At 68.8% G+C, this 20900-nt stretch carries 17 protein-coding genes; 7 read left to right on the top strand and 10 right to left on the bottom strand.

Annotation, left to right across the window (positions count from 1 at the left end; all coding sequences use genetic code 11):
* Positions 1-97: 97 nt before the first annotated feature.
* Positions 98-1708, bottom strand: a complete 1611-nt coding sequence (locus RIE32_11095; GenBank protein MEQ9096796.1) for a hypothetical protein — start codon at positions 1706-1708, stop codon at positions 98-100.
* Positions 1709-1903: 195 nt separating this feature from the next.
* Here RIE32_11095 and RIE32_11090 point away from each other — a divergent pair, with 195 nt between their 5' ends.
* Entirely contained in the window at positions 1904-2368 is a 465-nt protein-coding gene (locus RIE32_11090; protein MEQ9096795.1) for a hypothetical protein, read from the top strand.
* An 84-nt stretch (positions 2369-2452) separates the two neighbouring features.
* On the opposite strand, the gene RIE32_11085 is transcribed toward RIE32_11090, so the two are convergent.
* Positions 2453-4273 carry an ATP-binding protein gene (locus tag RIE32_11085; GenBank protein ID MEQ9096794.1) on the bottom strand — a complete coding sequence of 607 codons (1821 nt, stop codon included), beginning with the start codon at positions 4271-4273 and terminating at the stop codon, positions 2453-2455.
* A 654-nt stretch (positions 4274-4927) separates the two neighbouring features.
* Between RIE32_11085 and RIE32_11080 the strand changes: the two genes are divergently transcribed.
* Entirely contained in the window at positions 4928-5578 is a 651-nt protein-coding gene (locus RIE32_11080) for a hypothetical protein (GenBank protein MEQ9096793.1), read from the top strand.
* Between the two features lie 129 nt (positions 5579-5707).
* On the opposite strand, the gene RIE32_11075 is transcribed toward RIE32_11080, so the two are convergent.
* Positions 5708-6736, bottom strand: coding sequence for a KpsF/GutQ family sugar-phosphate isomerase (locus RIE32_11075; GenBank protein MEQ9096792.1), 1029 nt, complete (start codon positions 6734-6736; stop codon positions 5708-5710).
* A 39-nt stretch (positions 6737-6775) separates the two neighbouring features.
* Here RIE32_11075 and RIE32_11070 point away from each other — a divergent pair, with 39 nt between their 5' ends.
* From RIE32_11070 to RIE32_11055, 4 genes are read left to right on the top strand one after another with little or no spacing between them, the layout of a single operon-like run.
* Positions 6776-7597 carry a segregation/condensation protein A gene (locus RIE32_11070; protein ID MEQ9096791.1) on the top strand — a complete coding sequence of 274 codons (822 nt, stop codon included), beginning with the start codon at positions 6776-6778 and terminating at the stop codon, positions 7595-7597.
* Positions 7594-8163, top strand: a complete 570-nt coding sequence (locus RIE32_11065; GenBank protein MEQ9096790.1) for a hypothetical protein — start codon at positions 7594-7596, stop codon at positions 8161-8163. The genes RIE32_11070 and RIE32_11065 overlap by 4 nt, the downstream gene beginning before the upstream one ends.
* Before the next feature lie 52 nt (positions 8164-8215).
* Positions 8216-8845 carry a sigma-70 family RNA polymerase sigma factor gene (locus RIE32_11060; GenBank protein ID MEQ9096789.1) on the top strand — a complete coding sequence of 210 codons (630 nt, stop codon included), beginning with the start codon at positions 8216-8218 and terminating at the stop codon, positions 8843-8845.
* Positions 8845-12126, top strand: a complete 3282-nt coding sequence (locus RIE32_11055) for a protein kinase (protein MEQ9096788.1) — start codon at positions 8845-8847, stop codon at positions 12124-12126. The genes RIE32_11060 and RIE32_11055 overlap by 1 nt, the downstream gene beginning before the upstream one ends.
* On the opposite strand, the gene RIE32_11050 is transcribed toward RIE32_11055, so the two are convergent.
* The 7 genes from RIE32_11050 to RIE32_11020 form a co-directional block, all read right to left on the bottom strand.
* Positions 12123-12320, bottom strand: a complete 198-nt coding sequence (locus RIE32_11050) for a hypothetical protein (protein MEQ9096787.1) — start codon at positions 12318-12320, stop codon at positions 12123-12125. The genes RIE32_11055 and RIE32_11050 overlap by 4 nt on opposite strands.
* A gap of 96 nt (positions 12321-12416) precedes the next feature.
* The gene (locus tag RIE32_11045) at positions 12417-14717 is read right to left on the bottom strand and encodes a GC-type dockerin domain-anchored protein (GenBank protein MEQ9096786.1); all 2301 of its coding nucleotides are present in this window, start codon (positions 14715-14717) and stop codon (positions 12417-12419) included.
* 142 nt (positions 14718-14859) lie between these two features.
* Positions 14860-16221: a GC-type dockerin domain-anchored protein gene (locus RIE32_11040; protein ID MEQ9096785.1), complete on the bottom strand. Its 1362-nt coding sequence runs from the start codon at positions 16219-16221 to the stop codon at positions 14860-14862.
* A 111-nt stretch (positions 16222-16332) separates the two neighbouring features.
* On the bottom strand, positions 16333-17208 hold the full coding sequence (locus RIE32_11035; GenBank protein MEQ9096784.1) for a PhzF family phenazine biosynthesis protein: 876 nt from the start codon (positions 17206-17208) through the stop codon (positions 16333-16335).
* 31 nt (positions 17209-17239) lie between these two features.
* Positions 17240-17785, bottom strand: a complete 546-nt coding sequence (locus RIE32_11030) for a DinB family protein (protein ID MEQ9096783.1) — start codon at positions 17783-17785, stop codon at positions 17240-17242.
* A 9-nt stretch (positions 17786-17794) separates the two neighbouring features.
* Entirely contained in the window at positions 17795-19090 is a 1296-nt protein-coding gene (locus RIE32_11025) for an ABC transporter permease (GenBank protein ID MEQ9096782.1), read from the bottom strand.
* Between the two features lie 5 nt (positions 19091-19095).
* Positions 19096-19959, bottom strand: coding sequence for an ABC transporter ATP-binding protein (locus RIE32_11020; GenBank protein MEQ9096781.1), 864 nt, complete (start codon positions 19957-19959; stop codon positions 19096-19098).
* A gap of 33 nt (positions 19960-19992) precedes the next feature.
* Here RIE32_11020 and kdsA point away from each other — a divergent pair, with 33 nt between their 5' ends.
* Positions 19993-20880 carry a 3-deoxy-8-phosphooctulonate synthase gene (kdsA, locus tag RIE32_11015; protein ID MEQ9096780.1) on the top strand — a complete coding sequence of 296 codons (888 nt, stop codon included), beginning with the start codon at positions 19993-19995 and terminating at the stop codon, positions 20878-20880.
* Positions 20881-20900 lie beyond the last annotated feature (20 nt).

The raw sequence follows: 20900 nt of genomic DNA, 5'->3' as shown, positions 1-20900 counted from the left end.
TGTCGCGAACGTGTCGGTTGGCGGGCCGTTCGCCCGCGAACCGCTCGTTTCCCGGCCGGACCGACGCTGCCGGTTACCCCGGGCTGATGCCCCCCCGCTACGCCGGGCTGATACCGCGATACAGCTGTTGCACCCGCTCGCTCTGCTGCTTGCGGACCGTCTCGAGCACCAGCCTGGGCACCCGCCAGGCCTGCTCCTGGGCCGTGACGTTCGAGCAGTGCTCGCTCAGGCACTGGTAGAGGAACTTGAACGCGTCGCGCGGCTGGTGCATCTGGTCGAGCGCATCGACCAGGTCGCGTTCGGTCACGTCCTCGGCGAAGAGGTCCACCAGCGTGATGGGCTTGGCGCCCGGCTCCAGGCACGCCTTCAGCCTTGCATCGCACAGGTCGTAGAGCATCGCGCCGGTCCAGCTCAGGCGGTCGACCAGGTTCTGCTTGTCCAATCGCGCTTCCTGGAAGAACGCGCTGCTCTCGCGGTAGAGCGCGTGGCGCAGCTCGATGGGCAGCAGCATCTTGACGCCCACGCCGTCCATCTGCAGGAACTTGTTGCTGAGCAAGGGCCAGATCAGCGCCCGCATCGCCTCGGGGTTGCCGCTGATGAGGCTCGGCTCGTCGACGCGGTCGATCACGATGAGCAGGCCGCGGTAGCCAAGCGGGGCCAGCACGCGGCGCAGGCGGTCGAGCATGGCGTAGCGCGTGTCGTCGGCGTCGGTGGTGGGCAGGTTCTGCTGGGTGGCGATGACCGGGTCGAGCTGGGCGAAGCTGTGCGCATAGCTCGCGTCGCCGCGGGCGCTCACGCGCACCTGCTTGCGCACCTTGCGGCCCAATCGCTGCATGGCCAGGCGGTCCAGCACCAGGCGCTTGACGCCCGCGGCCGCCCACGCCACCGCGCCCGCCGCCACCAGCACCCACCAGACCACGTCGGGCAGGCCGCCCAGCTGCCACCAGCCGATGAGGGCGGCCAGGGGCAGGATCCAGCCGGCGAACATCGCCACGTCCCAGGCCAGCCGCCCCCCGCCGCGCGGCAGCCTGAGGGCCCGGCGCAGGCGGCCGGTGCGCAGGTCGGCCGTGTCGGGCCGGTCGTAGACCGCCTGGAGCAGCAGCAGGTCGCGCCGCGCGCCCGGGTCGAGCCGGCGCAGGCTCTTCTTCTGGCCTTCGGCCAGGTCGACCGCGCCCTCGGGCGCGGGGTCTTCCAGCAGCGCATCGACCAGCCGGGGCGTGGCCCACAGCAGCATGGCGTCGATGTGGTCGACCAGCCGGAAGTGCTTGAGGCTCTCGAGCGCCGATTCCTGGCCGCTGCGCTCGTGGAACCGATCGATGACGGCGTTGAGGTCGTCGTGGGCGATCATGAAGACGCGCCGGCCGGCGTGGGCGCGGTTATGCCCGTGCACGCGGCCCTCGATCTGCAGCCGCAGGGCGGTCTTGCCGCTGCCCTTCTCGCCGAAGACGATGGAGGTGCTCGGGCTGCTCAGGTCGCCCACGATCTTCTCGAAGTCGCTGTGCCGGGTGTCGCCACGGGGCGCCGCCGCGGCGGCCTCGCCGACGCCTTCGCGCACGCCGCCGGCGGTATCGACGCGCTGGTCCGCCTCGCCCTCCGGCCCGCGCGGCCCCTGGGTCAGCCGGGCGAACACCGCGTCGTGGCGGGCCTCCTCGCCCCGGAATGGGTTCTCGGCGATGCTCCAATGCTCGAAGAACTGGCCGAGGTTCATGGGACGCTCCGCTCCGTGGGGGTCGAAAGACCGGTCCAGAGAGGCTAGAGGGCCGCCCGGGGGGGTTCCAGCGACCGAAAAACGGCCCCCGCAGCCGCCAAGGATCACCCGGAGGCCGCCATCAGACCAATCGGACCCGGAGAACTGAGCCTGCGCATCGTCCGCCGGGGCTGGCGGTTCGCCCGCCGCCGCCCGGTGCTCGCATCGTGGCTGGGGTTCGTGGTGCTGGCGTCGGGGCTGCCGTTCCTCCTCTTCGGGGTCATCTACGAGCCCGGTGGCCACGGCGCGTGGGTCGTGGCCGGCGGGGGCGTGTACCGATGGTCCGCGACCCCGGGACAGATGGCGGTGCTCGGTGAACCGTTCGATACGCTTCGGTGGGAGCCGGGCCTCGGAGGCTGGCTGGGCTTCATGTGCGGGTCGTGGAGCGTCATTCAAAACCACGCCCCCATATTCATCATCGGCGGACCGGCGTGGCCCTTCCTGCTGGCCCCCACGCTCGTCGTCATGGGCATCGCCCGCACGCGCCGCCTCGCCCACCATCGTCGGCTTGCACGCATGCGCGCCGCCGGCCGCACCCCCTGCCCCGCCTGCGGCTACGACGCCACGGGGCTGGCGCAATGCCCCGAGTGCGGGGCGGGGGTCGGGCGGGCCGACGCCTGATCGCGGTCGGTCGCACCCCGCACCGAAGGCGTTCTGGAAGGCCGGGAAGTCGAAGATGGCGAAGTGGCCATCACCGTCGAAGTCTCAGGTGGCAGGCGCGTTGGCCGCAGCCCGGTGATCCCGGACGAACGCGACGGCGGCCTCGGCAACGGCCAGTGCCGCGGGGGAGAGATCGGCCACGGACCCGGTGTGCTCTCGAACGAGTTCGGCGAACTTCGTCTTGCGCTTCTGGCTTAGCCCACCATCCTCATCCGCCCACCGATCCCTCTCTTTGAGAAACTCGGCGTAGTGGTCGTTAATCAGTTCGCCAATGCCCTGCTCAGCGATCTCGTCTTGGCCAAGCAGTTCGAGTTTCTCGGGATCACTCTTGGTCCACGCGGCGACGACGCGGCGGAGCACCTCGGACGAGACGGTGTTCTCGATTTCTCGGCACTCGAGCCTGTGGAAGCGGTCGCCCAGCTTCTCCTTGAGCGTCTCGGCGTCGGCGGCCTTCTTCTCGCCATCGTAATCTGCGACGAAGAGCATGTGCGAGCAGATACGGTTTACGTCGGGACCTTTGTCGTCGAACAAGCTCAGGTGCTTGGCGACGGACCCTGCATAGAACACAAAGGAGTAGTCCAGATCCTCGCGCAACTCGACGTTTTGCTCTTTGGCGACCAGTTCCATGTAGCGACGGAGGATGATGCGGTCGGTCGGCCCCTCGACCCAGATCGTGCAATTCGACAGGAACACGCTGGAGCTCTGCACGCCCAGGTCGTGCAGCAGCCGGATCTCGCCGGGAGCGACCATCTCGACCTTGAACCTTGCGTATTCTTCGGCGGTCGCGCGGAGCACTTGGTCGTCGCTGCGATCGCCGACGGTCTTCTCGACGCGGAGGATGGCGATCCGCTCGTGGTCGAGCGTCAGGTCGAGCAGGTGGTTGGAGTGCGAGGTCACGAAGACCTGGTGTCGTTCCCAGTGCGTGTGCTTGTCAAGGTCGAGCAGCACCTCGAAGAGGCGGCGTTGGAGGCCGGGGTGGAGGTAGAGTTCGGGCTCCTCGATGAAGAGCGCTAAGTACCTGCCTTCAGAAAGAAATGCAGGAGCCAACTGGATGATGATGCTCTGCATCCCGTCGCCAAGTTCAGATATCGGTCTCTCATGCTCTGGCTCAATGCGGATATGCAACTCGCTCCTGCCGCTTTCCTGCCGCGGCGAGAGACTGACGGCGCGCCCATCGAAGAATTGCTCAGAAAGCAACGCCTCGAAGTCCTGAATCAACTGACGCTGAGCAGGGCGGCCAAGCAAGAACGCTTTTACCTTTTCATACAGCTCTTGGCCCGCAAACAGATTCTGTTGTTGAAGACCGCCACGGAAGTATCGGTGGCTTATGTGCTCGAGTATGCTCGACGTATTCCTAAGATCGCGACAACTCCGAATTGCCGGGATGTATGAAAAAGAGACACCATCATTCTTCGCCAACGCTCCCTGCAAAACCGTCCTGGCCTTGGGAGCATCAAAGCCGTCCTGCTGGAGCGTTTGGAGCCCATCAGACCCAAAGGCATCGACATCCCCCAAAAGCACGGATAGGTACTTGTTGTACCGATGCGAGTTTCCATCAGTTTCATCGATGGGCGTGACAAATCTGGTGTAGAGTGGCGAACGGTTCAAGTGCTTGGCAAGGCTTTGAAGCCCCTCGCTCCATTGCGCCCGCCAGCGATCATTGAAAATGTCAAAACTCGCTATCATTGCCCAATTGGTTGACGTCAAAGACTGAACTAGTGCTCTCAACAACCGGCTCTTCCCCGAGTTATTCGGCCCACAGATCACGTTCAGCGTCTTGAGCCCCATCACCCCCGCCGTGCAGGGGCTCGTCTCGTACTGATCGCGCAGGTCCTTGGGGGTCTCGAAGGCCTCGAAGATGCTCATGGCCCAGCGTATCCCCGCACGTGCGCACGCGCCACGCCGCGGCTCGGGCCGGCCGCGTCCTTCGCATCGCCGGGCCTGTTGATCGAACGGCCGGGCGCGGCGGTTCATCGCCGGGCCCGGCCATTCAACGCGCGGCGCCCGCCGCTCGAATCTGGACGCTCGCCATTCGAATTGGCGTGGCCGACGTTCGAGCGAGGCGGGCCGACGTTCGAATGGCGAGCGCCGATCTTTGAACGTGCGGCCCGCCACAAATTCGTTGGACGCTCTCGCACGGGCCCGGGCGGACCGCGGAGATCGTCCGAGAACCCTACGAATCCCCCGATCAGGGGTGTTTTCGCCGGGCACGGGTCCGGAATTCTTCGTGGCAGCGGCCGCCCGATTCTTCCCATTCCGCCTGCGTTTTCGCCCCCTTCGCCCGCACGACCGACGCGGGGCACGAAAAAAGTCTGCCGAAGGATCGCACTCGGAGTGAAGTCGCCCTCCGAAGCCGTCGATCCAAGGTCCGGCCCCGACGTGCCCGACGCATCGGGCGGGGCCGGCAGGAATCGGGGCGACCGATCGGCCGAGCGGCCGGGGGCGCCACCTCGCACCGGCCACGCGCGTGGGGCGGCCGGGCGGAGAACAGATCCCCACGCGCACGATCGGAGGCTCCCCATGGGGACCAACATGCCCGGCGACCGGGCACAAGCAGTGGACTGGGTCGAGGAGCACCTCGAGCCCTGGACGGAGAACCAGGCGGCGATCAACCTGAGCGCCGAGCAGATCGCGGCGATAACCCTATTGGCCCAGACGGCGCGCCAGAAGCAGATCGCCGCCGGCCAGGCCAGATCGGCCGCCAAGGCCGCAACAGCCGCCTGGCACGCGGCGGCCGACCAGATGAAGGCCTACTCGAGCGACCTGATCCTGGAGCTCAAGGCCTACGCCCGCGGCGACGGGGGCGAGCAGGTGTACCAGCTCGCCCAGATCTCCAAGCGCGAGAAGCCCGGCGAGGCGCCGCCCCCCAACATGCCCAGCGATGCGCGCAGCACCATCACCAACGATGGCGACGTGCACCTGACCTGGAAGGGCAAGGGCCCCGGCGGCACCCGCTACCACGTCATGCGCAAGCTGCCGACCGAGACGAAGTTCTTCTTCATCGGCGACACGAGCGAGAAGGCGTTCACCGACGACACGGTGCCCAACGGCGCGACGCCGGTGATCTACCAGATCGTCGCCGTGCACACCGACAACCGCGTGCCCGGCGAGCCGATCTACGTCCGCTTTGGGACCAGCAACGGGGCCCAGGGCGAAGAAGCCGCCGCGTAGGCCGGGGCGGGCATCGTCACGCAGTTGGAGGCAATCGGCCGTAGCCCGGCCGGTTGCCTCGTTCTCATTGCCCATTGCCGACGGCCCAGTGCCCGCGTGCCCATTGCCCGCGTGCCCGTAGCCCGCGAGCTAGCCCTCGACCAGCTTGAGCGCCACCAGGTCCTGCACGTCCAGCAGGCCAACCGGCTTGCCGTCGGCGTCGACGATCGGCACCTCGTCCTGGCGGTATTCGAGCACGAGCGCGACCGCGTCGCGCGCGAGGGCGTCGCTGCTGATCGTGCGTGGGTTCTTCGTCATGACGTCCGCGATGGGCCGATCGAGCTCGGCGCGATCGCGAAGGACGAGCCTGCGCAGATCCCCATCGGTGAAGATGCCCGTGAGCCTTCCGCCATCATCAACGAGCAGGATCGCTCCAGGCCGTCGGCCGCTCTTGTTCTGCACCGCGTGCTGCGCCTCGATGACGCTCACGCGCTCTGGCGCCACGGGCAGGTGGTCGTCGATGGTGCACCGCGCGATGTCCATGACCGGCCGCAGCGCGCCGCCGAGCGCCCCGCCGGGGTGGCGGCGGGCGAAGTCCGCGTCGGTGAAGCCACGCCGCGCCGCCGCCGAGATGGCCAGGGCGTCGCCGAGCGCGAGCGTCGCGGTCGTGCTGGCGGTGGGCGCACTGAAACGGGGGTGCAGGGCCTCGTGCTTCAAGCCCAGGTAGAGCGGCACGGTCGCCAGCCGGCTGAGCGGGTCGGGCTGGGCCCCGTTCTCGGGCCGCGACCCCGTCATCGTGATGATGGGCAGCTTGTCCTGGCGCAGCAGCCCGCACAGCGCGACAACCTCCGCCGTCTTGCCGCTGAAGCTCAGCGCGAGCACCAGGTCGCTGGGCCGGAAGCGGCCAAGGTCGCCGTGGGCCGCCTCGGTGGGATGGACCAGGTGGCTGGGGATGCCCAGGCTGGCCATCGTCGCGCTGATCTTGGCGCCCACGTGGCCGCTCTTGCCCAGCCCGGTGACCAGCACCGTGCCGCCCGCGCGAGCGCACCCGTCGATCATCTCCACGGCCTTCGCGAAACCGTCAGGAAGTTCCGCGAGCGCCCCCACCGCCGCCGCCTCTTCCTTGAGGAGTTGGCTGGCCAGTTCGAGGTGCTCGGTCGTACGCATGGCGGTCGTCATCGGTGAGGGTATGACGCGAAAACCGCCCTAGACTCCCCCATGGACGCCACCGGCCCCGCCATCGCCGTCGACGCCTTCGAGGGGCCCATGGACCTGCTGCTGCACCTGGTCCGCGTGCACGAGGTCGACATCCACGACATCCCCGTCGCCCTCATCGCCGAGCGATACATGGAGGCGATCCGCGACCTGTCGACCATCGACATCGACACCGCCGGCGAGTTCCTGGTCATGGCCGCGACGCTGGCGGAGATCAAGAGCCGCGTCGTCGCAGCCGAGAATCTGAGCCCCGAGGACGCCGAGGCCGCCAGGCGCGAGCACCGCAAGGACGACAAGGAACCTGAGGACCCGCGGGCCGAGCTCGTCCGCCAGCTCCTGGAATACAAGCGCCTCCGCGACCGGGCCGATGCGCTCGAGCAGCGCCTCGAGCAATGGCAGGCCCGCGCCCGCGTCGCCCCCGCCCTGCGGCCCGCCCGCGACGAGAGCGAAGAAGACCTCGCCCTGGACATGGACGACCTGTCGCTGACCGACCTGGTCGAGGCCTTCGACCGCATCGCCAGCAGCATCCAGTTCGACCGCCTGGGCGAGCACACCGTCACAGACGACGACACGCCCATCGAGCTGCACCAGGCCGACGCCATCGACCGCCTGGAGCGCGCAAGAGAGGAAACCGGCCGGCCCGCCCTGCCCCTGGCCGCCCTGTTCACCGGCCGCACGCGGGGCGAGGCCATCGGCATGTTCCTGGGCATCCTCGAGCTGGTCCGCAACGTCCGCGTTCGCGCGTGGCGCGGCGAGGCGGTCGGGGAAGAGCCCGGGCAGGTGTGGCTGGGGTTGGTCGAGGGGGAGGCGGCCGAGGACGCATGAACTCGCAGGAGGCCACCCAACCGACCGATGACCGCGGCCGCGCCGTGACACTCCAGGCATTGGACCTTCCCAAGAAGCCATCGAAGCGGCTGAGGAAGCTCAGCGGCGAGATCTCGCTGGGCAACTCGCAGAACATGCACTGGTCGGCCTTCTTCGCCTTCTTGCTGATTGCCATCGGCCCCGGCCTGATCCTCGTCGTCATCCAGGCGGTCTCGTCCCAGCCCGTGCTCCCGGATTGGTACTGGCATGTTGTCATGCTCGCCATCGGGCTCTTCATTGCCTGCGCCTACCGCTGGGTTCCCTTCGTCGCCAACGCCCGAGCCCGCGAGACCAACCGACGGGCTATCCACGCGTGGGCCCAGGCCGGCCTCTGCCCCGCCTGCGGCCACGACCTGGCCCTTGATCTGCACAAGAACGACGTACCTCAAGACGACGACGGCATGGCCACCTGCCCCGAGTGTGGCGCCCAATGGCGCGCCGCACGATTCGAGGCCGCGATCAATACGCACGCCGGAGACTGGCGTCGCCAGTGGCAGGAGTCTCAGCGGGCCGGCACGACGACCTGATCGACCTTCCGGGAATGCCCGCGCCCCACCCGTCCCTCGCGTACCATCGGGCATGTCCACGCCACCGCCCGGCGGCCCGGCCCCCCTGGGAACGCGTACCACCACGCGGCTGCTGGACGACCTGCGCGACCCGGCCAACGCCGCCGCGTGGGAGGGCTTCGACGCCCGCTACCGGCCCATCCTCGTGGCCATTGCCCGCCGCCGGGGCTTTGCCGACCACGACGCCGCCGAGATCGCCCAGCAGACGCTCGCCGAGTTCGCGCGCTCCTACGCGGCTGGCCGGTACGAGCGCGGCCGCGGCCGGCTGAGCTCTTGGCTCATCGGCATCGCCGGCCACGTGGCGGCGCGGCTGGGGCGTACCCACGGCAGCCGAGGCGCGCACGCCCAGAACCACGCGGCCGAAGGCTGGGAACGGGACGCGAGCATGGCCGAGGCCTGGCGCCACGAACGCGAGCGGGCCATCATCGGGCAGGCGCTGGCGCTCATCCGCGAAGAGGGCCGGATGCGAGACGAGACGCTACGCGCCTTCGAGCTGTTCGCCATCCGCGGCGTGCCGGCGGCCGAAGTCGCCCGCCAGTGCGGCATGAGCGTGGATGCGGTGTACGTCGTCAAGAACCGGCTGACGGGCCGGCTCCGCGAACTCGTGCGCGAGCTCACGATCGCCTACGACGAGGACGAGTGATGGGCCGCTGTCCGTCGGCCTCGGTGCTCGGGGCGCTGGCCGCGGGAAGCGACGCGCCGCGCAAGATCCGCAGGCACGTGGCCCGCTGCGCCGCCTGCCGCCAGCACGTCGAGCAGTGCCGCCAGAACGACCGCTTCCTCGCCAACGCGGCCGAAGACATCGCCCGGGCCCTCGAAGAAAGCAACGCTCAAGCCCCGGGCGATGGTCGACCGCTGCCGGGCGCCGTGCCGGGCTTCCGATTGCTCGAAGAGATCAGCCGCGGCGGGCAGGGCGTGGTCTACCGGGCCGAGCAGGAGCAGCCATCGCGGGCCGTGGCGATCAAGATGCTGCTGGGCGGCGCGCTGGCCACGCCGCGACAACTCCGCCGCTTCGAGCGCGAGATCGAACTGGCGGCACAGCTCCGCCACCCGAACATCGTGTCGGTGTACCAGTCGGGCCGGGCCAGCGACGGCGGACGATACGTCGCGATGGAGTTCGTCGAGGGCGTCGCCATCGATCGTTCCGTCGGCGATGCCCTGGGTCCGGCGCAGCCGGGGTCTCGAGCCCGGACCGATGCGGTCATGCGGCTGATGGCGCAGGTCGCCCACGGCGTGGCGCACGCGCACGCGGCGGGCGTCATCCATCGAGACCTCAAGCCCAGCAACATCATGGTCGACCGGCACGGCCTGGCCCGCGTGCTCGACTTCGGTCTGGCCCGTTCCTCGCTCGATGCCAGCGACGCCGCCGTCACGCAGGAGTTCGTGGGCACGCCCTCGTATGCCGCGCCCGAGCGCCTGGACGCCCAGCCGGGCGACGCCGGGGCTCGCAGCGACGTGTACTCGCTTGGCATGGTGCTCTACCGGCTGTTGACCGACCACATGCCCTATCCATGCGAAGGCTCGGTGCTGGCCATCGCCCGCCACGCGGCCGAGACGGCGCCCACGCCACCGCGTCACTACGTCGCCCGCCTGCCGGCCGACGTCGAGACCATCGTGCTTCGATGCCTGGCCAAGGATCCCGACCGCCGCTACGCGAGCGCCGCCGCGCTGGCCGAGGACATCGAGAGCTACCTGCACGGGTATCCCATCGCCGCCCGGCGTGAGAGCGCGGCGTACGTCATGTGGAAGCTGTTGCGACGCAATCGCGCCGTCACGGCCGCCGCCGCGTTCGTGGCGGTCACCACGCTCGTTGCCGCGATCGGGTTCGCGCTGCTCGCGGCGGACCTGGACCGGTCCCGGCGAGACGCCGAAGCAGCCTTAGCCGAAAGCAACGTGCAGCGGGCGCGCCTGATGGCGGCCGGTGGAGACATCGATCGCGCCGAGGCGATCCTGTGGACCGAGTCCATCGCCGCCGGCCTGGACACGGGCCCGGACATGCCGTTCGTGGGCACGCCCGCGCAACTGCGATCGGCGTGGTCGCTCATGGAGTACTACGCGAGGCTGCCCAGGGTCGTGCGCGTGCGCACGGACGCCCGGTGCGACGCGATTGGCTTCGAACTGGACGGCAACCACGTCTGGGCCATCGACGGTCTCGGATCTCGGATCTCGCTGTCCCTCGAGGGGCTTGACATCACGCGCGCCCGAGCGCCCGCTCCGGCGGACGAGCAGGGACTGGCCACCGCCGCGTTCGCCAGCGCGAACGGCCGCTACGCCATCGCGTTGCACCCGCGTTCTGCCTTCATGTGGAACGCGGCCGATGGCAACCAACGCGCGCGCTTGTCATTCGAAGGGCGAGCCCCTTCGGCAATCGTGCCGAGCAACGATGGCCGGACCCTCGTATCCCACAACGAGTCCGAACCCGGCTGGCTCACCATCCGCGACGCCACCGGCCAGTCTCCCGCCCTGCGATTGGGTGGTGGCATTCGCGCCGTCGCGCTTGCCGAGCACTCCGGCGGGCCAACGCTGCTCGCGGCCACGGCCGGGTCGGCGCGACGGGTCGAGATCCGACGACCACCGGATTGGCAGGTGCAGGAGAGCATCGCGCTGGGCAGCGAAGCACACGAAGACTTCAACATCCCGCCCAAGTGCCTTGCCATATCGCCCGACGGCCAGATGCTCGCCGTCACGCTCGACAACACGGTGCTGCTGTTCGATGCGGCCGACACTTCGAGCCCGCGCACCATGCGCGAGATCGAGACAAAGGAAATCGACAAGATCGCCTTCACGACGTCCGGCGCCGCGCTCTATGTCATCGACCGCGACGGCATCCTGCTCAGCCTCTCGGTGCCTCGGCTCGAGATCAGGTGCCGCATCGATACCGGCCGGCGCGCCGCGGCCATGGCGCTCGATGCGCCGGCCAGCCGGATCGCCGTTGCGCACGTCGACACCGATGTCGCCGTCTACGACGTCCACGACCGCCCCTGGCTATCGCGCCAGGACGCAGGCCCGGTGACCCATGCATCCATTGACTGCGCGATGGACGGCGCCATGGCGTGGGGCGATGACGCGGGCTACCTCAGCGTGCGATCGCCGGATGCATCGAACGTGCTGTCCTTCCCGGCCCACGATGGGGTCATCACGTCCGTTCATTTTTCCGCCGACGGCGCGCACGTCCTGAGTTCGGGCTTCGATGGCCGAATCGCCATATGGAATCGATCTGGCACGCAAGTACGCATCGTTGCCCAGGGCCTGCCCCGATTGTGGAGCGCACGATTCAGCCCGGACGATGCGTGGATTGCCGTGGGCGCCGCGGACGGGACCGCGCGTTTGTGGCGTAACGAAGCCGGCGCGACCCCACGCATCATCGAAATCGGTGCCGCGCGCGTGCCGATGGTCCGCTTCAGCCCGGACGGCAACCGCCTCTTGTGCGCCGCCGTTTCGGACCGTCGGCAGGCCGTGCTCCTCGATGTCGAGACTGGACTGCCTCTGGCCGGCTTCGACGGTGGCAACGATTTCATCCGAGCGGTCGCCTGGTCGCCCGATGGCTCCACGGTCGCCGTCGCTTCCGATGAGCGCACCATTCGAATCTCGGACGCACGTACCGGCCGACCGATCCAGACCATCGCCGGGTTGCCCTGGGGCCCCTACGACCTTGCGTATCACCCCGGGGGCGCCATCCTCTTCGCCGTCGGCCCTGGCGGTTCGGTCTTCGTGTTCGATGCACGCAGCGGCGCCGAACTGGCCAAGCTTCCCGTTCACGATCACGCCGTGTTCTCCATCGCGTTGGGGCCCGATGGCTCGACCATCCTTACGTCGGGTGAGGACGACTGGATTGGCATCAGCAGCCTTGACCACCTTCGGAGCTATGTCCGAGGCAATGCAGGCTATTGGCGCGATCCGGGCGATGCCGAACCTGACAACTAGTCTGAGGCATCGTCTCCACCCCGCCGGACCAGCCACGAGAACAGATACAGGATCGCCGCGGAGTCCAGGGCGAAGACGCCGATCAGCAACCAGTTCGGGCGTCCGTTGCCCAAGCTGATCATGGCGCCGATCGCGATCGATGCCAGGATCAACATCATGCCGCCGAGCACCAGGAATGCCAGCACCGATCGCACGACAGCCTCCACTTCCTTGATCTCCCGAAAGACCACGCCCCCGTCAGGGAACGGGGGCGTGGCGAGGTTCCATGAACCTGCAACTCCTCCTCCCGATCACGGGCAACCGACCGCGAATGCGTTCTGGAAGCACAGGAAGTCAAACAGCGTCAGCGCACCGTCTTCGTCGCAGTCTGCCACCGGCGACCCGGTCGCGAACAGGTTCTGGTACGCCAGGAAGTCGAACAACGTCAGCACGCCATCGCCGTCGAGGTCGGCATAGCACGGCTCAGCAATCTCTGGCAGGACCGTCACCGGGTTTGACAAGACGACCTGGTCCATGCCCAGGACGCCGATGTCGAGCGCACTGAGCGGGCCTGCGGGCGGCGCACCTTCGGCCAGCGCACGAACTTCGTGCACGTCGAACTCCTGCCCGTCGGCCAAGCGGAGCAGCGTTCCATCGGGATAGCAGATCGCAAAGCACGGAGTCTGGCCGCCCAGCTTGCCGACCTTCCAGGGCCAGCGTGACGTGCCGCCCGCGATGCCCCGCATGCCAGAGGCTTCGTGCACCAACGTACCGGCGGCGTCGAAGACCTGGAACGTGTACGTCTCGTCGCCCACGCCCGTGAAGTCTGGCGCCACGGCAACGAACATCGGATCGATCGGCCACGGATCGAAGACCGTCTTGCCCGTGGGAATGCTGATCGGCCCCACCTCGAACGAGCACACCACCATGCACGCCGCGAACGGATCGGCCACCGTCAGGTCCATGCTGATCGTTGCCGACTCGACGCCGCCCAGTTCCATACGCACGCTCTCGCCCTCGCCTGCGAGCCCGGGTACGTAGCGAAGGTCGGCCTCGCCGTCGCCCGTCAGATCGGTGGCGTACATGGAGCCCGAGTTCACGCCCTTGGTGTTGATGGCCTTCATGGAGACCCCCACCTGGGTGGTGGTCTCGGCGCCGACGCTGCGAACGCTCGTTTCGGCCTGGCCGATGACCACCGCGGGCGGCAGGTCGTCAACGTCGATCGCCACGCCCACGACGCCGTCGCCCACGATACTTAGCGACAGCGGTGGCTCTCCGGCAAGCGTTGCCATCATGGGTTCGATCGTGATCTCATCGCCGACGTAGCCGGGCCCGCCGCCGCTGGGCGAGATCAGCGCCGAGCCGAGCGATGCACCGTACGACTGCGTCGTGCTCTTGATGGCCCCACTCTCGTAATACTCCTTGGTGATGTTGCAGTGGGCCTCGAAGCCCCCGCCGCCGAACAGCCCCTTGATCCAGTCCCAGATGGGACCATCGCCTGCATCAGCGAATCGCACCGTGCCCGAGGCCTGGTCTTCCAGCGTTCCGACGAGCTCGCCGTTTCGGAACACGCGAACGCGGAACCGGTCGAATGCAGGGTTGTCCGACAGGACGTCCAGGACGGCTTCATCCGACGTGGCGGGGTTGTTGCGGAATGCGAGTACGTCGGTCGTCGTTGCGCCGTGGAAACCGACCTGCACGGCTGGCGACACCTCGTCGCCCGTCGAGAGCACGCGGAAGTTGGCGCCCGCGCCCATGGTCGCGTCACCCAACTGAATCGAAAGCCCGCCATCGCCGTACGCGACGACCTCGCCTCCCTCGGTACTCAGCACCACGTCTCCGATCGGCGTGATCTCGAAGCCTCCCAGCGTTGGCACGGCATACCCGCTCTTGGTGCCCAGCGACATCGCCGCGTGGCTGTTGGGAAAGCCCAGGGCGACAAGGTCGATGAACCGCAGTTCGGCACCGCACGCCGGTGCGCGCAGGTACGACGGCGCCGATTGGCCGAGCGCGTTGAACCCCAGCGACAGCAGCGCGCCATCGCCACCCGAGGCCGGGAACCGTGAGGGCGTATCCAGTTCGACCGTGAACACCGTGCCCTCGGGCAAGAACACCGGCGGAATCTCGACCGTGAAGAACTCCTCGAATGTGCCGGCGGGGATCTGCACCGTTTCCTCGGCCAGCACCGTGCGGCTGGCATAGAGATCGGTGGGCGCGCCGGTGGCGATGCGTACGTGGCAGGGCCACTCGCCGCCCGTGTTGCGCGTGACGCCGAACGTCACGCAAGAGATGGTCATGTCGTGCGGAGCCACGAAGCCGCGGGCGATCTGCGTATCGGCATTGGTTTCAAGGTTGCCGCACCACACCGCCCGGCCGGCCTGAATGACGTCCGGCGCGGTCGACTGGGTCAGCACTTCGGCGCCGCACTGGGCCCGGGCGAACTGACCGGCGACCATGACCACCGACGCCCCCGCCAGCACGCCCACCGGGCACGCCGACCCCGCCAGGGCGACCAGGGCCCCCAGGGCCATACCACGCCGAGCGGGCTGGCCCGCTGCTCGATCCGCCAATGAACCGGCCCGCCGGTTCGTCAGGTTCGTTCCCGTCTTCATGTGAAAGCTCCCGAGTAGTCCATCCTCCGGCAGTGCGGGGTGCACCGCCTCTCACGGAGGACTTGCCGGCTCGGGAGCAAATCTAACAGGTTGCCTGAAGATGTTTTCGGCGGGCGGCGAAGACCCACCCGAGTGTCACTCCTTACTCACACCCTGCATCGAATTCGTTCTGGAACGCCAGGAAGTCGAAGATCGTCAGGTCGCCGTCGCCATCAAAATCGGCGGCCGGGTCGCCGGCGTCGAACAGGTTCTGGAAGGCCAGGAAGTCGAAGATCGTCAACTCGCCGTCGCCGTCCAGATCGACGCGGCAGTCATCGCCGCCGGGCTGCCAGACCACGAAGTTGTCCGGCTGGCTTCCGGGGGTCATGACGATGTCGCCAACCTGCGTCAGGTCGCCCGTGTCCTCGATGCGGAAGCTGTAGATGCCGCTCATGTCGTCGAACACCGTCGAGTTATCGGTGACGAACAGGAACTGGCCCGCGGGCAAGTCGAGCGTGCCGACGGTGCCAAGCGTGCCCTGGCTGCCAACGTCGAACGAAACGCCCAGCGCCGTGAGCGCGCCGGTCTCGTTGTCGGTCGAGAAGCCCTGCACCGTCGCGTCTCGGCCGTGGCCGGCGTACACGAAGCGGTTGTCCGGGCTCACCGTCACCCACGCGGGCGAGTCTCCGGGACTGATGAATGGCGCGCCGGGCATGAACTCGAGCGATCCACCCACACCCACGCGGAAGCCCAGCACGTCGTTGCCGGTGCCGCTGATGCCCCCGCCAGCGTACAGCCATTCGCCATTGGGCGCCAGCCACATGTCCAGTGCGAAGTTGGGCGCCGTAAACACGAAGCCCACCTCGCCCAATTGCCCGGCAGCATCGACCGCGTACGACGTCACGTTGGCCGTGCCACCGCCGAAGGCCGAGTCCTGCACGAAGATCAGCCGGCGATCGTGATCTGCCTCGATGTTGGTGATGAACGAGCCCTCGGGCGTGGCGTCCACTTCCACGAGCGAGCCCGTCATCGGGGAACCGCCCGGCGTGTAGCGATACACCCGTGCGAACGACTGACCGAGGTTTGATTCGGCCACGGCGATGTACTCGTCGTCGATCCACGCCATGCCAAGCGGCGCGTTGGGCACGCTGAAGGTGTCCAGGATTTCCATCGTGCCGTCGACGTCGATCTCGATGATCGTCAGTTGCTCGGGGTCGAGCGCCGTTGCGTGGCCGGTCGCCAGATAACGCCCGCCCGCCGAGAGCGCGATGCCTTCGACGTTCGTCCCAGGCAGCGAGCCCGTGCCAGCCGGCCGCTCGTCGATGACCAGGTAATCCACTTGAACGAGGGCGCCCGAGGCATCGGGCTGCAGGCTCGTGACGGCGCCCAGCAGGTTGCCGTTGTTGCCAACGAACACGGTCGGGTCGGCGGCCTGGCCAAACGCGATCGAGCCGGCGGAAAGGACGAGCGCGGCGGTGGTAAGACGTCCGAAGGGCATGGGTCGATCCTCCTTGGATGGGGTCACGCTACAGCGTAACCGATCGACCGCAATTGTCTGCCTGACGACCGCCAAACAATGCCAAGAGAACCGCGACGCGCCCGCAGATCGATCGCTATCGGACGTCGCTGGCGTTCATCAGGCCGGCACGACCGCCTCGGCCTCGCCGGCAAGCTGTGCGATGATCTCACCCACGCTGTACGTCACGGCCTTGCCCGCCAGCAGCACGCGGTCGCCTTGGTCGGTCGTCGCCACGTCGCAGCGCAGCTCGCCGCCACGCCGCGACACCTGCCGCGCCGCCAGCCGGCTCTTGCCAAGCCGCTTTGCCCAGTAGGGCGCGAGCGCGCAGTGCGCGCTGCCGGTCACCGGGTCTTCGTCCACGCCCGCCCGCGGGGCAAAGAACCGCGACACGAAGTCGTGGCTCGCCCCCGGAGCCGTTGCGATCACGCCGTGGGCCTCGATCGCCGCCAGCTTTTTCATATCGGGCTCGAGCTCGTGCACCTCGCGCTTGCTGTCGTACACGGCGATGTACAGCGGGTGCGCATCATCGCCCACGCCGATGTTCTCTGTCGTACGCAGGAGTTCCGCCGGGCTGGCCCCGAGCGCCTCCACGATTGCCGCGTGTCCGTCGCACGCCACGGTGCGCCGGGCGGGGAAGTCCATGACAATCAGGTCGTCGTCGTTCTGCTTCTCGTGCCAGACCGTCAACGGCCCGCTCAGGCTCTCGAAGGTCAAACGCTCGACCACTTCGTCCAGGTGGTTCCACAGCACGTGCGCCGCCGCCAGCGTCGCGTGACCGCACAGGGGCACCTCAACGGTGGGCGTAAACCATCGCAGCCTGCGATCGGCATCGCCATCGCTGGGCGGGCCGACGAAGACCGTCTCGCTCAGGTTCTGCTCGGCGGCCACCTGCTTCATCACGGCCTCGGACGGCCATTGCTCGACCGGCACCACCACGGCGGGGTTGCCACCAAAGACACTGGCGGTGAAGGCGTCGACGTGGAAGATCTTCATGCGGACCCCCTATCGGTTCAAGTCTCTCAGGCTAGCGCCGGCCGAGCACCGGCGCAAACCCCAGCCCTCGCCGCAGATCAACGATCTGGCCGCAGTGCGTCGCGATGTGGAACCCCATGCGTAGCGCCAGATCGGAGACGGTGGTCTGCCCGGCGCCCCACGGCGTCTGGCGCGACAGTGCCGCCGCGTCGGCTTCGCGTAAAGCCTGCGCCAGCCGCTGGTGCGCCGCGTGCATGATCTCCAGCGAGCGATCGAGCCCCGGATATCGATCGGGCTCATCCGTGGGCGTCGAGCCGAAGCTGACGCTCTCGGTCGCGAACCGCTGCGCATCGCCCTGGTCCCCAATGACGAAGGCCTCGGGCGGCAGTTCACCCGGATCGTCGCGCCCCAGCACCCGATCGACGCAGCGGTGCGCCGTCAGCGCCAAGTGCCCGAGCGTCCACGCGGCATGGTTGGGCATGGCCGGCGCCTGCGTGGTGCGGTTGCCATCGTCAAAGCCCACCAGGAATCGCTCGAAGAGCGTCTGCGTATGCAGGATGTTGTGGGCCAGGAATTCGCCGTGCGCCGCGTCGTTCATCCGCATCTCCTATCTGTTCTCTCGCCGTGCGAACACCGCGGCCCCAAGGACGAACGCGCCCGCGCCGATGAGCACGAGCAGCCCGATGGGCAGCAGCATCTCGCCCGCGCTCAGCCCGCGCCATAGCCCGCCCTCGATCGCCAGGATGCCCCACTTGACCGGGCTGACGTGCCCGACCTGCCGAAGCCAGGGCGGCATGAACGCCAGCGGGATCGCCCCGCCCCCGATCATCGCCAGCGTCAGCAGGCATGCCCAGCCGATGCCGCTGGCCGCCGCCTCCGTGCGCGCCACCACCGAAAGCAGCATCATGATGCCCACGAAGCACAGCGAGACGGCAAGCAACGCAACCACGAGCGTCACCGGCGCCACGGGCCGCACGCCGAAGGCCAGCCACGCGACCGCCAGCATCACCACGCACACCAGCAGCGTGGTCGCCAGGCACGCCACCGCCTTGCCCATCACGATGTGCCATCGGCAGATGGGCGCCACGCGCAGCCGCGTGAGCGTGCCGCCCGTCCGTTCGCCCACCAGCGACACCCCGAACACCGCCGCGCAGCCCATCACGCCCCAGAGCATGGCCTGAGGGAAGCTGATCGCGAACGAGCTCACCGCCGTCGCGTCGGCGACGGCCGTCACCTCGACCTGATCGATATCGACGATGTCCAGGCCGGCGGCATCGCCCTGGCCACCAGCGGGCGTCTCGGAGACCACGCCCTCGGCCGCGCGGAGCAATGCCTGCACGGCCATCCGCTGCGCCGGGTCCATGTCCCGGGCGCCCGCCAGCAGCTCGCGCGCTTCACCGACCATCTGCCGCGAACGCTCGGGGTCGAGCATGTTGCGTCCGAACTGCTGGAACACCGCCCGCGTGGCCATGCCCTCCAGCATCGCCCGGGTGCCCCGGCCGCTGGGGCCGCTGCCGATCTCGAGGCGCATGGGCGAGCCGGCAAAGGGCATCGTCGCCGCCTCGCCGAAGCCATCGGGGAACACGAAGTACGCCTCGACCGCGCCGGTGCGCACGAGCTGGCGCGCCTGCTCGGCCGACTCGGCCCGCACGGGGGCGATCTGTCCATCCTCGACGAGCCCGGCGATCACGCCGCGCGAGTCCTGCGAATCGTCGAGATCGACCAGCGCCACGTCCAGCGCCCGCGGGCCCTCGCCGGCCGCCGAGCCGCTGAACACCGCGCCGAAGAGGATGCCAAAGAGCAGCGGGAACACGAGCGTGAAGAACAACGCCACGCGGTCGCGCGACAGCAGACGCACGTCCTTGGCCGCCAGCACCAGCACCACGCGCCACCCCGACGCCACGCCGCTCAATGCCGGTGCTCCCGGCCGGTGAGCGTCAGGAAGACGGCCTCCAGGTCGGGCGTCTCCACGCGCAGCTCGGCGATGGTCGAGCCGTGGTCGGCGATGAGCCTGGAGAGCTCGTCCAGCGGCGAGCTCGTCGCCGTGCGCTGCTCGTCGTGGCCGTGGCGGCGCACCACCACCATGCTCGGCCCGCCGTGGGCTTCGACCAGCTCGCCCACCGTGCCCAGCGCCAGCAGCCGGCCGTGGTCGACGATGGCCACGCGATCGCACAGCCGGGCGGCCTCTTCCATGTAGTGCGTGCTGAACAGCACCGTCACGCCCGCGGCCTTCAGCCCGGCCACGATGTCGAAGATGGCGTTGCGAGACTGTGGGTCCACGCCCGCCGTGGGCTCGTCCAGCAGCACCAGCCGCGGCCGGCCCACCAGCGCGGCGGCCAGGTTCAGCCGGCGCTTCATGCCGCCCGAGAAGCCCGCCACGCGATGGTGGGCCCGGTCGGTCAGGCCAACCAGCTCGAGCAACTCGCCCGCGCGGGCGAGGGCCTCGCGCCGGCCCAGACCGTGCAGCCGGGCGAAGAGCACCAGGTTCTCGCGCGCCGTCATGGGCTCGTACAGCGCGATGGCCTGGGGGGCCACGCCGATGCGCCGGCGCATGGCCGGGTCGGCCGGGCTGCCGAAATCATCGTCCTCCCCCAGCGTCACCGTGCCGCGGTCGGGGCGCAAGAGGCCCACGGCCATGCCGATGGTCGTGGTCTTGCCCGCGCCGTTGGGGCCCAGCAGGCCCATCACCTCGCCCGCGGCGACCTCCAGCGACAGCCCGTCCACCGCCGTGACGCGGCCGAAGCGCTTGTGGACGTCGGTGAGCTGCAGCACGGGCCAGTGTACGAGTGGCCGGTACCATCGGCGATGCCACCCGCCCCCCCTTGCGTTATCCCCAGCCCCCACGCCCAGCCCATCCCCGTCGGCCCCGGTCACCCGCTGCTGGTCATCGCCGGGCCGTGCACGCTGGAGAGCAGGGACATGGGCCTGACCGTCGGCCGCGCGCTCAAGCGGGCCTGCGAAGAGGCTGGTGGGGGGGCGGGCCTGCCCTACGTCTTCAAGGCAAGCTTCGACAAGGCCAACCGCTCCAGCGCGGGCTCGCCCCGCGGGCCGGGCATCGACGAGGGGCTCCGCTGGCTCGAAGACATCGGCCGCGAGTTGGGCTGCCCGGTCACCACCGACATCCACCTGCCCGAGCAGGCCGACAAGGTCGTTCAGGTCGCCAGCATCGTCCAGATCCCCGCGTTCCTGTGCCGCCAGAGCGACCTGCTCGAGGCCGCCGCCCGCGCCGCCGCGCCCACCGGCGCCGCCGTGAACGTCAAGAAGGGCCAGTTCCTCAGCCCAAGGGAGATGCTCGGGCCCATCAAGAAGCTCCACGAGGCCGGGTGCGACAACACCCTGCTCACCGAGCGCGGGACGTTCTTCGGCTACCACCGCCTGGTGAACGATTTTCTCGGCGTCGGCGACATGATGGAGCTCGACCGCAGCGCGTTCTGCGATCGGGGGCCGGCGCCGGTGTGCTTCGACGCCACGCACAGCACGCAGCTTCCCGGAGCGGGCGCGCAGACCGGCGGGCGGCCCGAGCGTGCGGGGATGCTGGCCGCGGCCGCCGTCGCCGCGGGCGTGCACGCGCTGTTCATCGAGAGCCACCCAGACCCCACCAGCGCCTGGAGCGACGGGGCCACCCAGCTCACGCCGGACGCCGCCGCGGCGGTCATCGCCCAATGCGCGAGGATCCGGGCGGCGATGGGCTGAGATTTCCTTGGTGATCCGGG

The organism is Phycisphaerales bacterium, assembly GCA_040221175.1.
Lineage (GTDB): Bacteria > Planctomycetota > Phycisphaerae > Phycisphaerales > UBA1924 > JAHCJI01.
Note: the sequence above shows the minus strand (reverse complement) of the source record. Positions and strands in the feature narration are given on the sequence as shown.

Coding starts and splice junctions, on each gene's coding strand:
- RIE32_11095 (MEQ9096796.1), bottom strand. CDS start 1,708: ATGAACCTCGGCCAGTTCTTCGAGCATTGGAGCATCGCCGAGAACCCA.
- RIE32_11085 (MEQ9096794.1), bottom strand. CDS start 4,273: ATGAGCATCTTCGAGGCCTTCGAGACCCCCAAGGACCTGCGCGATCAG.
- RIE32_11080 (MEQ9096793.1), top strand. CDS start 4,928: ATGGGGACCAACATGCCCGGCGACCGGGCACAAGCAGTGGACTGGGTC.
- RIE32_11075 (MEQ9096792.1), bottom strand. CDS start 6,736: ATGACGACCGCCATGCGTACGACCGAGCACCTCGAACTGGCCAGCCAA.
- RIE32_11070 (MEQ9096791.1), top strand. CDS start 6,776: ATGGACGCCACCGGCCCCGCCATCGCCGTCGACGCCTTCGAGGGGCCC.
- RIE32_11065 (MEQ9096790.1), top strand. CDS start 7,594: ATGAACTCGCAGGAGGCCACCCAACCGACCGATGACCGCGGCCGCGCC.
- RIE32_11060 (MEQ9096789.1), top strand. CDS start 8,216: ATGTCCACGCCACCGCCCGGCGGCCCGGCCCCCCTGGGAACGCGTACC.
- RIE32_11055 (MEQ9096788.1), top strand. CDS start 8,845: ATGGGCCGCTGTCCGTCGGCCTCGGTGCTCGGGGCGCTGGCCGCGGGA.
- RIE32_11045 (MEQ9096786.1), bottom strand. CDS start 14,717: ATGAAGACGGGAACGAACCTGACGAACCGGCGGGCCGGTTCATTGGCG.
- RIE32_11035 (MEQ9096784.1), bottom strand. CDS start 17,208: ATGAAGATCTTCCACGTCGACGCCTTCACCGCCAGTGTCTTTGGTGGC.
- RIE32_11030 (MEQ9096783.1), bottom strand. CDS start 17,785: ATGAACGACGCGGCGCACGGCGAATTCCTGGCCCACAACATCCTGCAT.
- kdsA (MEQ9096780.1), top strand. CDS start 19,993: ATGCCACCCGCCCCCCCTTGCGTTATCCCCAGCCCCCACGCCCAGCCC.